11 protein-coding genes are annotated in these 13351 nt (G+C 60.9%); 5 read left to right on the top strand and 6 right to left on the bottom strand.

The genetic code is table 11. The annotated features are described in order from the left end of the window. Positions 1-44 precede the first annotated feature (44 nt). The 3 genes from gspN (at position 45) to gspD (ending at position 3721) form a co-directional block, all read left to right on the top strand. Positions 45-839, top strand: coding sequence for a type II secretion system protein N (gene gspN, locus R3175_RS01485; protein WP_318941818.1), 795 nt, complete (start codon positions 45-47; stop codon positions 837-839). Then, positions 839-1696: a type II secretion system protein N gene (locus R3175_RS01490; RefSeq protein WP_318941819.1), complete on the top strand. Its 858-nt coding sequence runs from the start codon at positions 839-841 to the stop codon at positions 1694-1696. Before gspN ends, R3175_RS01490 begins: the two co-directional genes overlap by 1 nt. Before the next feature lie 66 nt (positions 1697-1762). After that, on the top strand, positions 1763-3721 hold the full coding sequence (gene gspD / locus R3175_RS01495) for a type II secretion system secretin GspD (protein ID WP_318941820.1): 1959 nt from the start codon (positions 1763-1765) through the stop codon (positions 3719-3721). Positions 3722-3894: 173 nt separating this feature from the next. On the opposite strand, the gene R3175_RS01500 is transcribed toward gspD, so the two are convergent. The 6 genes from R3175_RS01500 to purE form a co-directional block, all read right to left on the bottom strand. Beyond that, on the bottom strand, positions 3895-5856 hold the full coding sequence (locus tag R3175_RS01500; RefSeq protein ID WP_318941821.1) for a M48 family metallopeptidase: 1962 nt from the start codon (positions 5854-5856) through the stop codon (positions 3895-3897). 11 nt (positions 5857-5867) lie between these two features. Then, positions 5868-6455 (bottom strand): LemA family protein, encoded by a 588-nt coding sequence (locus tag R3175_RS01505; protein WP_318941822.1) that lies wholly within the window; start codon positions 6453-6455, stop codon positions 5868-5870. Between the two features lie 21 nt (positions 6456-6476). Continuing rightward, the gene (locus R3175_RS01510; RefSeq protein WP_318941823.1) at positions 6477-8537 is read right to left on the bottom strand and encodes a putative bifunctional diguanylate cyclase/phosphodiesterase; all 2061 of its coding nucleotides are present in this window, start codon (positions 8535-8537) and stop codon (positions 6477-6479) included. Between the two features lie 256 nt (positions 8538-8793). Further along, positions 8794-9372, bottom strand: a complete 579-nt coding sequence (locus tag R3175_RS01515; RefSeq protein WP_318941824.1) for a Fe-Mn family superoxide dismutase — start codon at positions 9370-9372, stop codon at positions 8794-8796. Between the two features lie 212 nt (positions 9373-9584). Then, positions 9585-10703: a 5-(carboxyamino)imidazole ribonucleotide synthase gene (locus R3175_RS01520; RefSeq protein WP_318941825.1), complete on the bottom strand. Its 1119-nt coding sequence runs from the start codon at positions 10701-10703 to the stop codon at positions 9585-9587. Positions 10704-10766: 63 nt separating this feature from the next. After that, positions 10767-11258, bottom strand: coding sequence for a 5-(carboxyamino)imidazole ribonucleotide mutase (gene purE, locus R3175_RS01525; RefSeq protein ID WP_318941826.1), 492 nt, complete (start codon positions 11256-11258; stop codon positions 10767-10769). 161 nt (positions 11259-11419) lie between these two features. Here purE and R3175_RS01530 point away from each other — a divergent pair, with 161 nt between their 5' ends. Next, complete coding sequence (locus R3175_RS01530) at positions 11420-12337, top strand: hypothetical protein (protein ID WP_318941827.1); 918 nt, start codon at positions 11420-11422, stop codon at positions 12335-12337. A 106-nt stretch (positions 12338-12443) separates the two neighbouring features. Continuing rightward, positions 12444-13295 (top strand): DUF2846 domain-containing protein, encoded by an 852-nt coding sequence (locus tag R3175_RS01535; protein WP_318941829.1) that lies wholly within the window; start codon positions 12444-12446, stop codon positions 13293-13295. Positions 13296-13351: the final 56 nt, after the last annotated feature.

Consider the following 13351-nt stretch of genomic DNA (forward strand, 5'->3'; position numbering starts at 1 on the left):
TTGAAAGGCCTGGTGTCCCATCAGGTTTAACCAGATAAACCGGTATGACCGAACCCACTAGCTCCGTCTTCCTCCGCCCAGGCAAACTCGTTCTGCTCGTGATCGCAGGGTTGATCGTCTACCTGTGTGCCCTGGCCTGGCTGATCCCCGCGGGCTGGCTTTGGCAGCAGCTGTCAGGGCAGGTGCGCCTGCCGCCCCAGGTGGAGATTCAACAGGTGAGTGGCTCCCTGTGGGATGGGGCTGCCGGGTTGCGCGTCCATAACCGGGACCTGAGCGTGGACTGGGCATTGGGCTGGCCCTCCCTGACGGAATTGCGGCTGCCTGTAGCCCTGAGTCTGCAAACGGCCGCTTCACGACTCGACGGCGATCTTTCTCTGGCCTGGCCCGGGGAAGCGGCCCTTCTGGCCACGGGACGGATTCATGTGCCCGAGTTTGAAGACCTGATACGGCAAAGTAACGGCGCTCTGCTGGAGGGAGACGTGATGATCGACCATCTCCAGTTGCGCTGGGCCGATAACCGGCTGGCCGACGCCAGGGGAAACGGTCATTGGCCCGGTGGTAATGTCACCTGGCCGGTGGGGGACCGAATGCAAAGTGCCCGTTTTCCAGCGATGTCGGCCGATCTGGCGCAGTCGAGTGGAGGCGTGACCCTGGCCATATCCGAACAGGGCCAACAGGCGCCGGCGGCCGAGGCGGACATCCTGCGTGACGGCATGCTGGAAGTCCGTGTCTACAAACGCCTGATCGACCTGGCCGGTCAGCCCTGGTCGGGATCGGCCAGTCCCGGGGATGTGGTGTTCCGGGTACGTCAGCCCCTGTTACCCGGGGGACGGTTCTGATGTCGACACAGGCGATGGGGCGTTGGGACCGAATGGGGCGGCTTGGTGCCAATCTGTTACTGGTGGTGCTGGTGGTTTACCTGGGCATCACCCTGGCCCGGGTGACCTGGATGGTGCTGTGGCAGGATGAGCCCGCTGCTCGGACGGCCACCGCAACACCGTCCGGCGACCAAGCGGCACGGCGCCTGTTGAACCAGCCGCTGGCGGCCTTCGATCTGTTTGGGCGAACGGAATCCACAACCACCCAGGTGGCGGAATCGGTGCGCAGGTCGGCACCGGAAACCCGGCTTCGACTGCGGCTGGAAGGGGTGCTGGTGGCTGAGCGGCCCGAGGAGTCCGGTGCTATAGTTGCAGGAACGGACGGCACCACCGAGCACTACCGGGTAGGCGATACCTTGCCCGGCAACGCCGAGCTGGTTGAAGTCGAACCCGGCCGGATCCTGATCCTGCGCAACGGGCTGTACGAGACACTGACGTTCGAAGACGGCCCCTCGGAAGACCTCGTGGCGGAGGCTGAGCCTGTTGATATGACATCGCCGCAGGGATTCGTTGACGATGTGCAGGCCAGGCTCGAAGCCCAGGGCGCCGAGGCACTGGTTGCATTTGGTTTGAGGCCGGTACAGGATGGGAGCGCCTCCGGCTATGTCTATGACGGCTCCAACGCGATGTTGCGAGCGGTTAACCTGAAGGCCGGTGACGTGATTACCGCGATCAATGGCCAATCTCTGGGCGATATTGAACAGGATCGGGCCCTGCTGGAATCCTGGCGTTCCCAGTCCCAGATCGACATTGAAATCGAGCGTAATGGTGCCCGCTTTTCCGTGAGTTATGCACTGCCGGAAGAGTGGCTACAATAGCCCCGCTCACGCCAGAACCAAACTACCCGGCGAACGGGTTTCATCGATACAGGATGCGATCGTTGCATGAATAACCACAAAACCTCCATCTTCCGGGCTCTTGCGTTGATTGTGCTGGTCCCTTTGATGTCCGTGGCCCACGGTCAGGAAGGCACCTGGCGTCTCAACCTCAAAGATGCGGATATCCGGGCCTTTGTGACCCAGGTGGCCGATATTACCGGCTACAGTTTCGTGGTCGACCCCAGGGTCAAGGGCAAGGTCACGGTGCTCTCCAGCGCGCCGATGAACAAGAACGAGATCTACGACCTCTTCCTGGCCGTGCTGCATGTCCACGGCTTTACCGCGATCCCGGGGGATGAGGTCATCAAGGTTGTGCAACAGGTCGACGCCAAACAACTGGCGGAAAACCTGGAAGGGTTCGAGGAGATCCCCTCAGAACAGCTGGTGACCCAGGTGATCCAGGTGGATAACGCCAACGCGCTGGAGTTGGTTCCCATCCTCCGGCCGCTGGTTGCCAAATATGGCCACCTTGCCGCCGTAGCGGCCGCCAATGCCCTGATCGTCAGCGACCACCAAGCCAACATTGCCCGCATCCAGCAGATCGTGAGAGAGCTGGACAGCCCCTCCAAGTACGAGGTGGAGGTGATTCAGCTGCAGGAGGCCTGGGTGGGCGACATGGTAACCCTGCTGCAGGAACTGGCGCCCCAGGAGCTGGGATCGGCAGGCGCACAGGATGCCGCCCGCAAGTACAGTGTCACCGCTGACGAACGCAGCAACCGTCTGATCCTAAGGGGCGATGAGGCCTTTCGGGACAAGATTCGCGGTCTGATCCAGCAACTGGATCAGCCCTCGGCCACTGGTGGAACCACCAAGGTTATCCGGCTGAACCACGCCGATGCCAAGAGCCTGGTGGAAATCCTCAAGGGGGTGATGGGCAACCTGGCCAGCGAAGCGCCCGGGGCGTCCGCATCCGGTGGTGGTTCCGGCGGGAGTCCCAAGACCAACTTCTCCATTTTCGCAGACGAAGGCCTCAACGCCCTGGTGATCCGTGGTGAACCCTCCCTGATGCAGGAAGCGGAGCTGATCATTTCACAGCTGGATGTGCGTCGTGCTCAGGTGCTGATCGAGGCCGCCATTGTCGAGATCAGCGACGAACTGGGTGAGGATCTCGGCCTGCAGTTTGCCGTCGGTGACGAATCCGGCGAGTCGACGCCGGTGGCCGGCACCAACTTCAATAACGTGGGCCGCAGCCTGACCGACGTCCTTGGCGCCATTGTCAGCGATACGGTGATTGGGCCGGCACCGGGCGGCATCACCATCGGGGGTGGCCAGCGCGATGAGAACGGCATCACCTGGGGCGTGCTGCTGCAGGCCCTGTCCACCTCGGCCGCGGCCAACCTGCTGTCGACGCCCAGCATCATCACCCTGGATAACCAGGAGTCCGAAATCATCGTGGGTCAGAACGTGCCTTTCCGGACCGGCGAATCCACGGTCACCGGTGATGGCACCACCAACCCGTTTACCACCATTGAGCGGCGCGATGTCGGCCTGACCCTCAAGGTTACGCCCACCATCAGCAGCGGTGGTCTGGTGCGGCTGGTGGTTGAACAGACCACCGAGAACATCGCCGACAGCATCGAAGACGCTTCGGACATCGTCACCAACAAGCGGGAGATCAAGACCACGGTATTGGCCGATGACGGCGAGACGGTGGTGCTGGGCGGCCTGATCCGGGACGACTACATGGTCAATGAAAGTAAGGTGCCTTTCCTGGGGGATATCCCGTATCTCGGACGCCTGTTCTCATCCCAGTCCGAACGTCGGGTCAAGCGCAACCTGCTGGTGTTCCTGCGGCCGACCATCATGCTCGACAAGGAAGAAGCCATCGCCATCACCGACGACAAGTTCAACAGCCTGTGGGAGGTGGATCTGGGAATTCGTGAGAAACTGGGCATGCCTCGGCCGGCTGACCCCGCTGAGCGCCCCGCTGTCGAGGCGCTGTTTGATCCGGCATTGCGGCCCTGAGGCTGGGCCGCACAAAAAAACCGCGTCCTTTCGGCGCGGTTTTTTATTGGCTATCCGGTCACGCCCAGGCAAGAATTATCGTTGAACCCGGGTGATCCTGGCCCAGCCTCATCAGCCGGTGAGACGCGGGGGGAGGTGGCTTGCTTTACCCACAGCCGTGCTGCGGGGGCGGCTCAGGAGTTGATGGCGACAGGCGGCATGGGGCAGTCCAGCTGATCCGCCACCAGCCGCAGGATTTCGTATTCGGTCACGGTCACCTTGCCGTCGTGACTCACGCAGTGTCCGCAGGCGTCGATAATCGCCGGCTTGAGCAGCGGGGACAGGCCATTTAACTGTACCAGCGCTTGGCGCAGCTCCTGGATGGTAACCCGCTCAGCGATTGGCCGGGCGCCGTCTTTGGCGGCAAACCCGGCCATGGCTTCATCATACAGCTGGCGGGCGTCATTGGCCGAATGGCTACCTGCTCTGGCCATCAGGCTGAACAGCCGATGGAGGGCGTCCTGAACGGCACCATAACTTCGGTATTTCGTTTTCACCACCCGGCTTGCATCGTGAGTGAGGTGGCGTTGCAGGAAGCTGACCAGGGCAAATTCAAACAGTGAGATTCGGCCATCGGCCCTGATCAGCCGGTTGGCGCGGTTGATCAGTTGGTGGCGCTCGTCCGGATCGAGCTTGCGCAGGGCCGGCATGGCAAGTTCCAGGGCAGGGAACCGGCACCGTGGTCCCAGCGTTTTCAGGGTGGGCCGCAGCTTCCCGATCAGGGCCGGCTGCGGGCTGAGTAGTGGGTGGTGTTCCAGCAGTGACAGTACCTGCTCTGCCCGGTCCGGCTCGAGCTGGTCCGTGAGTAGTGCGTAACAAAGCTGAACCGCGCCGGACCGGGTGTAGAGCAGTTCCCGGAAGGTGGCGGGCAACTGCGCCAGGAGATCGGCGGCGTACCGTTCGTTGCCCCGGTCAACCTGGCCAACCGAACTGGAAAACCCTTTGGCGGGGGAATACTCGAGCGGGGGCAGCTCACGGGGGGATGCTTCCACCGTTCCGCTTGCCGTGCTGGCAAATCCGGTGGATGCCTCGACAGCCGTGCTCTGGCCCCCGCGTATCTGTGTGGCCGGCCGGGTATCCCGTAGCCGGCTTTGCAGACGGGTTAGCAGGCCGGGCTGAATGGCGTTGATGCGCTCGTCTATGGGGGGGTGTGAGGCCAACAAACCGGCGAGTTTCATTCGGGCGCTTTCACCAAAACACATGTGATTCATGTCTGAGGCATGGCTGGTGGACTCCAGGTAGCCGCCCAGGTTGCCGATCTTGAACAGTGCCGAAGCGATGCCCTCGGGATTGCGGGTGAATTGAACCGATGAGGCATCGGCCAGCATTTCCCGTTGCCGCGACACCGCCGACTGTATCAGCCGGCCGAAGAACACGCCGACATAGCCAATGATCATCAGCGCCAGCCCGAGGAGGACCACGGCACCCTGGTCCTTGCTGCGCCGGGAGGAGTAGCGCCTGGGGCTGGAGCTGTGTAACAGGAAACCGCCAACCTGGCCGATCATCAGGATGCCCGCCAATACCGCGATCAGTCTTACATTGAGCCGCATATCACCGTTGAGGATATGGCTAAACTCATGTCCCACCACGCCCTGAAGTTCATCCCGGTTGAGCTGGGTGAGGGCGCCGTGGGTGACTACCATCACGGCTTCGCCGGGCGTGTAACCAGCGACAAACGCATTGATGCCGGTTTCCCGGTCCATCACGTAAAGCTCGGGCACTGGGACGCCACTGGCGATGGACATTTCTTCGACAATATTGCGGAACTTTCGCTCGTCAGGGTCCCGGGTGGATGGATCCACCAGCCTGGCGCCAACCATGCGGGCAACCCGTTCACCGCCGCCGGCCAGGTCGATCCAGCGCACGAGCGAGCCCAGCAGGATCAGCGTGATCACGGCGCCGGCGGTGATCAGACCGTGGCTGCTGAGCAGCCAGTCAACGAACCGGAGCGAGGTGGTGTCGCTGCGGGTCACCAGGTAACCCACCAGGCAAACAGCCAAACTGATGATGAGGACCGCCAGCAGGAACAGAACGACCAGCAAGGCGGTGTTGCGCCGGGCGTTGGCCTGGCGCTGGAAGAATCCGGGACTGGGCATGGTGGTCTGAGTCAGAAGGCGACTTTGGGGGCTTGTCGGGCTTCAGGGGACTCCAGCTCCAGCTGGGCGGTCGGCTTGAAGGCGAACATACCGGCAATGATGTTGTTGGGGAACTGCTCGCGGAATATGTTGTAGGTCATGACGCCGTCGTTGTAGGCCTGGCGGGCAAATGATACCCGGTTCTCGGTGCTGGAGAGTTCTTCCATCAACTGCTGAATGGTCTCGTTGGCCTTCAACTCCGGGTAGTTTTCCGCCACCGCGTAGAAGTTGGCAAGTGCCTTGGTCAGCAGGTTCTCCGCCGAGCCCAGCTGTTGAATGCTCTTGCTGTCGGCAGGGTCCCGGGCGGCGTTCTTCTGGGCGGCAACGGCACCGTTACGGGCTTCCATGACCTGGGTCAGGGTGGATTTCTCATGGCTCAGATAGGCCTTGGCGGATTCCACCAGGTTGGGGATCAGGTCGTGGCGGCGTTGCAGTTGGACATCAATCTGGGCAAAGCCATTCTTGAACTGGTTGCGCAGCGATACCAGGCGGTTGTAGATAAAGGCCAGATAAAAGACGACAACGGCGATGACGCCGAGTCCAATCAGGGTCGTGGTCATGGAAGCTCCTTGCTCGTGACACTAGGCGTTATTTTCGGCCATCTTACCGTGAAATTCCACGACAAACGACTCAAACTCCTGTGGTGGCAAGGGCTTGGAGAAGTAGTAGCCCTGGGCGAGCTGGCAACCCCGTTGCCGCAGGTAGTATTCCTGCTCGGCGGTCTCGACGCCTTCGGCAATGACCGACAGGTTCAGGCTCTTGCCCAGGTCGATAATGGTATTGGCGATTCGGGTGTCGTCTTCGTTGATCAGCAGATCCCGTACAAATTGTTTGTCGATTTTCAGGTGCTGGACCGGCATGCGCTTGAGGTAGGTCAGCGAGGAATAGCCGGTGCCGAAGTCGTCCACGGCAAGCTGTATCCCCTCGCGTTTCAGGGCCTGGAGTTTGTCGATGGCATCCTCGAGATTGGTCATCACGCTGGTTTCGGTGACCTCGAGTTCCAGGCGGCCGGGAGGAATGCGGTGTCGCTTCAGGGTGTCCAGGATGGTGTCCAGGATGGTGTCATGCCGAAGCTGGACGGCGGACAGGTTCACCGCAATGCGCAGCGGCAGATTCTGCGCCGCCCACTGCGCGGCCTGCCGACAGGCCTGGTCGAGCACCCAGGCGCCAATGTCGACGATCTGACCGTTCAGCTCCGCCAGGGGAATGAAGTGGTCCGGTGGAATCAACCCTCGTTCCGGGTGCTGCCAGCGAAGCAGGGCTTCGGCACCGATAATCCGCCCTGTGTCGAGGCTGACCTGGGGCTGGTAGACCAGGTGAAACTGGTTGTCGGCCAGTGCCCGGGACAGGTCCTTCTCAAGCCGCTTTCGGTCCCGCATTTCCTGGTCGACGCTGGCGACATAGAACTGATAGCTGTTGCGTCCGCTACCCTTGGCCAGGGTCATGGTCTGCTCGGCGTACTGAAGCAGCCTGTCGAGCTGGTCGGCGTCATCCGGGAACAGCGCCACGCCAATGGTCGAGGTCAGGGCAATGGTGCGATCGTGGGCCGGCACCGGCTGGCTGAACAGCTGCAGCAGCTTCTCCGCGGTGGTGGCTGCCTGGTAGCCATCGCTTAACTGCTTTTCCACCACGACAAACTGATCGCTGCCCAGCCGCGCCTTTAGAAAATCGCTGTCCCTGAGCTCGGAGTCGAGCCGATCCGCAATGTTCTGCAGGATCAGGTCACCGTTCTCATAGCCGAACTGTTCGTTGATGCTCTTGAAATCGTCGATGCCGCAGCAGAATACGGCCAGCACCTTTTTCTGGCTGCGGGTTTCTTCCATCGCGGTTTTCAGCTGCCCGAGCAGATACTCACGGTTGGGTAATCCGGTCAGTTTGTCGATTCGGGACAAGCGGGTTACACGCTCCTCCGCTTCCTGGTGCTTCTTCTGACTGTCGGAAATGGCGACCAGCAGGTTGTTGGTGGCATTGACCCAAAGACCCAGTTCATCCCGGGTGTGCCCTCTGACGGGGGTAATCAGGCGGGTGTCGGGGTGGTCCGGGTCCACTTTGGTCAGGGAAGCGATGATCTTCAGCAACGGTTTGGTGAGCAGCAGGTGGTAGACCATGAACAGCACCAGGGCCAGGATGACCGCCCGGGCCAGGCCCGAGCCGAAGGTGAGTGTGGCACGCTCCAGCCAGCTTTCGGCCGTGGGGCCGGTGTCGTAGTGCACTTCCAGGTAGCCGTAGACCATTTGCGGCTCTTGTTGTCGCGACAGGTCAATGCGGTAGACCCGTTGCGCCTGAAAGATGGAGTCGGTCAGTGGACGGTAGGCGGCCTGGCGAAGCGGTCGCTCGCGCTCCCCCAGTGGTTGACCATCGGGGTGGCTGATGCGGGCCTGGCGGACGGATTGCTGTTCGAACAGGCCGTCCACAACCTGCTGGGCCAGTTCTTCATCAATGCTGAAAACCGCCTGGGTGGCGGCATCCCGCACCAATGCCATGGTCTGCTGGGCCTGGCGGTCAAGGTCCTTGGACACCCGCTGGGCGTCGATCACAATCTGGCTGGCACTGAGCACCACCCCGGACACCAGGGCGATGGACAGGACCCAGCGCAGGATACGGTAACCCAGGCGATGTTCTATCTTGAATGATGTTTTCATCAAAGACCGTGCATTGTTGTTATGGTTGGCTCTGGTCTGTGTGCCGTCATGATGTTTGCCAATCTTCGCCTGCCACTGTTTCCAGGTCTTAAAGTGCAGTATGGGTCACAGTCGACTGCCAGGACAATCCAGACCCCCTATTCTTATCAATTATGGACCCGAAACCCACGCTGAATTGTAAGAAATTAAAAAAAACGCCCGCAATTGCGGGCGTTTTTCTGCTGGCAGCGCGGGCTGCCTTGGCGAAAACGGCAGCTTACGCCAGGTTTTCGTTGACGAAGTCCCAGTTCACCAGCTTCCAGAAGGCTTCCAGATAGTTCGGACGAGAGTTGCGGTAATCGATGTAGTAGGCGTGCTCCCAGACGTCGCAGGTCAGCACCGGCTTGTCGGCGGTGGTCAGCGGCGTCTCGGCATTGCTGGTGTTGACGATGGCAACGCTGCCGTCAGCCTTCTTAACCAGCCAGGTCCAGCCAGAACCGAAGTTGTTGGCGGCCTTGTCGTTGAACTCTTTCTGGAAGTTTTCGAAAGAACCGAACGCCTGGTTGATGGCTTCCGCAGCAGCACCGGTCGGAGCGCCGCCACCGTTGGGGCTCAGGCAGTTCCAGTAGAACGTGTGGTTCCAGACTTGGGCGGCGTTGTTGAACAGCGGGCCGCTGGCGCTCTTGATAATGTCTTCCAGCGACTTGTTGGCATCGTCGGTACCCTCTACCAGGCCGTTCAGCTTGGTGACGTAGGTCGCGTGGTGCTTGCCGTAATGGTACTCGAGAGTTTCTTCGGAAATGTGCGGTTCCAGTGCGTTCTTTTCATAGGGCAGTGCGGGAAGTTCAAATGCCATGAGGTCGTTCTCCCTGGTTTCTCTCAGTGTTGCAATGGGCGGGGTTGCCCATTGAAGTGTATCCTAGTTCGCAAGATCTACAGCCGGCGGCTGTCTGATGGCCTTCCCCTTTGCAGCGAAGGCCATGCAACTCATTACTATCGGGGCCAGCATCGGCAGTTTCAACCCTTTGCGGGCTCTGGACAGCGAGCTGTGTGCAATGGCGGGGGCGCTCAGCCTTTGGCGGTTAATGAGCAGGCAAAGTCCGGTGCGCCCGGCAAGAACTCCACGCAGTTGCGCACTCGCCAGACCAGCTCCTCATAACTGTCGGCCAGTATGTTTATGTGCCCCAGCTTGCGCCCGGGACGCTCGCCTTTGTCGTAAAGATGGACGTGGGCGTACGGAAGTTTGAGGATGCTGTCGATGTCGCCGTGTTCGCCGATGATGTTGATCATGCAACTGACCCCCCGGGGCGCGGTGTCACCCAGAGGGTGCCCGCTGATCGCACGGATGTGGTTTTCGAACTGGCTGGTCACGGCGCCTTCAATGGTCCAGTGACCGGAATTATGAACCCTGGGGGCCATCTCGTTGGCAACCAGGCCATTGGGGGTTTCAAACAGCTCAAGGGTTAACACGCCCACGTACTTGAGTTCGCTCAACAGGGCGCGGATGTAGCGTTCCGCTTCCATTCGCGTGTCTTCAGACAGCTTCGGCGCTGGCGCGATGGAGTAGCGCAGGATGCCTTCGTGGTGCGTGTTTTCAGCCATCGGGTAGAACGCAATGTCACCATCTTCGGCGCGGGCAGCGATGACGGAGACCTCGCGGCTGAACTCGACAAACTTTTCCACGATCAGGCGTGGATGACCAATACTCTGCCAGGCGGCTTCTGCCTCTTCCGGGGACCTCAGTACCGCCTGGCCTTTGCCGTCGTACCCCTCGGTGTTGGATTTGGCCACCACCGGGCAACCCAGGGCTTCGGCCGCCTGCTTTAGGCTCTCGGCGCTGTCGGCGATGCGCCACTGGGGGGTCGGGATGCCCAGTTCGCCAAACAGGGTCTTTTCCGCTTCCCGGTTCTGGCACACCTGGAGGGCCCGTGGTGAAGGATACACCGGTTTTTCGGCAGCGATACGCTCGGCAATCTGAACCGGGAGGTGTTCAAACTCGTAGGTGACCCGGTCGACCCGGTTCAGGAAGTCGTCCAGGTACTGTCCGTCGCGGTCGACAATCACTTCGCCGAGTCCGACACTGGGGCTGCCGGACATGTCGTAGAAAACGAATTTTTTTGCCAGTGGGAAACCGGCCAGTGCCAGCATCCTGCCCAGTTGTCCGGCGCCTAGAACACCAATTCGCATGGGGATCTCCCGAAATTCAATAGGTAGCAACAGTCAGTTGGTAACGGTCGTGCCCGCAGAGGCTCAGGACGCGCGTGGATCCGGGTTGTCCAGAACGGTCTGGGTCTGGCTGGCCCGGAAACTATCCACCGCCTGTCGCACCTGGTCGTCAAAGGTACCGATGATCTGGGCTGCCATCAGGCCGGCATTGGTGGCGCCTGCCTTGCCAATGGCGAGTGTGCCGACGGCAATTCCTCCAGGCATCTGGACAATTGACAGCAACGAATCGAGGCCGTTCAATGCCTTGGACTGCACGGGAACTCCCAGCACCGGCAGGGATGTCTGCGAGGCCACCATGCCCGGCAGGTGGGCCGCGCCGCCGGCGCCGGCAATAATGACCTTGAGTCCGCGTTCGGCCGCCGTCTTGGCATAGTCGAACAGCAGGTCCGGCGTCCGGTGTGCCGAAACCACGCGGGTTTCGTAGGGTACGCCCAGTTTATCCAACATTTCAGCGGCGTGTTCCATGGTCGGCCAATCCGACTTGGAACCCATGATGAGTCCTACCAGCGGTTGCATAAATAGCAGTCCCGAAGATTGTCAAGAAAGCCGGCCATTGTATGTACTGCCGCGAGCGCATGCAAATGGCACGGCACCAAGGCGTTATTTGGTCGGGCGCCCACGGGACGGTATTATCAGGGCCTTATTTTACAACTGTCTGATAGTGAACTGAGGCCAGTATGGAACCGATTCGTCCTGATGACGATGAGTTGCGAGACAAGCTTTCCCCCAAGACCCCGCAAAAGCGAGCCGGCAAACCCAAGCCGCCCCGCGCTGAAACCGGGCGCGGTAAACCAAAGGTCGGCGATGGCGCCAAATCCGGGGTGGCGGTCTGGCTGTTGGGGCTGCTGCTACTGGCGGGGGTTGCCCTCGTAGGGTATGGCGGGTATGAGCAGCGCCAGCGCATCGAGGTGCTGGAGTCGCAACTGGAAGAGGCCGACTACTGGGCGAGGCAAAGCAAGCTGGCGCTGGCGCGGTTCGAGGGGGCGCTGAGCGAAACCGGTGAAAGCCTGGAGCAGACCGGCGCGTCCATGGAAGAACGGCTGGAAGCTCAGGCCGGACGTCTGGACTCGGTCGATGAGGAAGTTCGCAAACTGTGGGCGCTGGCCAACGAGCGAAATCGACATCAGTTGGACGAGCAGAAGTCCCGGATTGAGGAACTGGAAACGGCAATCGCCGGCCAACGGGACACCCTGACGGCCCTGCAATCCGAGGTAGCAGCTTTGGGTGAGCGGTTCAACGCTGATTTGGCAGCGATGGGGGAGCGTGTGGACGAACAGGGTGGCCGGATTTCGACCAGGCTCGACGAGCTGGCCGAGCAGGTCGGGGGTGTGGACGATGTGGTCGAGCGGCGCCTGCAGCGGTTTGCTCAGGAGCGCAGCCTGGCGGATCAGGAAATCCGTACGCGCTTGCAGGCGCTCGAGCGCCAGACAGGGCGCCAGGCCACGGCCAGCGAGCTGGCGCAGGCGCAAGAACGCCTGCGGGAACTGGAGCAGACGGTTAACTCGATCGACTCTTCCCGTTCCCAGTTCACGGCCCGTTTGGTGAGGTTGTCGGACGAGATAGCCGACCTGCGGCAACAGATGATGGCTCGCTAGTGGTCGATGGTAACGTTTTGTAGCGATCTCTTGAGGCAGCTCTCAGTTCGGTTGGGCGGTAGTTGCTAAGATCATGGTCCCATACTGGCCCAAGAGATCGATAACAATGACTAAGCCATTGCTGAGCGGGGCCGCCCTGGCCCTTACCCTGGCACTCTTGTCCGGCTGCCATGTCTACCAGTCTATTGGCAAGAGCACGGGGGCCTTCCTGCACCCTGTCTCGGGGCACGATTTCGTTCATATCGGCAATGATGAATGGGATCAGCGACATGCCCTGATCTACTTTTACCGGACCGATTCCCAGTGGGCGGCCGATGAAATCGAGGCGCCCAGCGTCTATGTGGACGACAAGCACTACTTCAATATCCGCAACAACAGCTTTACCTGGCTGGAGGTGAGCCCGGGTGAGCGTCACATCGCCATGCGGCGCCCGCTGTTGGGATTGGAGGGCATGGGGGGCTTCAGCCTGAGCCTGATCGTGGACGCCGCCTTGACGGTGGAGCCGGGCAGGATCTACTACCTGCGCTACAACGAACTCACTGCGCCGGAAACGGTTCACCCCTCCCTGGATCCGGAGCACCCCCTGGCCACCAGTGATCTCAGGCTTGTCACGCGGGACGAGGCCATGAAGGCGGACGAACTCGTTTCGACGCAATTCCTCAACAGCGACCTGCTGGCGCCCAACCATGCCGCAACGTCTATCGTCCGGGACAACGAAGATGCCGCCTACGAGCGGGACATGGCGATACTGGCGCAGGAGAGGGAAGAGGAAATCGCCTCGCTGAGGGAACAGGGTCGCTACAGGGAGCCCGCCTGGTACTGGCCTTTTGGTGGTGGTCCCTCCGTTCCCCTGGAATCGGACCGGAAAATCCGCGAACGGGAAAATGCCTATGCCCTGTTGCAGCGGGAGCGTGATCGGGCCGACGAGCAGGCCGGCGATGGCTGGTGGATCTTCTGAGTCTCAGGTTTGTGAGGTTTGTCACGGAAAGTTTGGCCAAAATAACGCTGGCCTTC

Source organism: Marinobacter sp., from assembly GCF_033722735.1.
Classification (GTDB): Bacteria; Pseudomonadota; Gammaproteobacteria; order Pseudomonadales; family Oleiphilaceae; genus Marinobacter.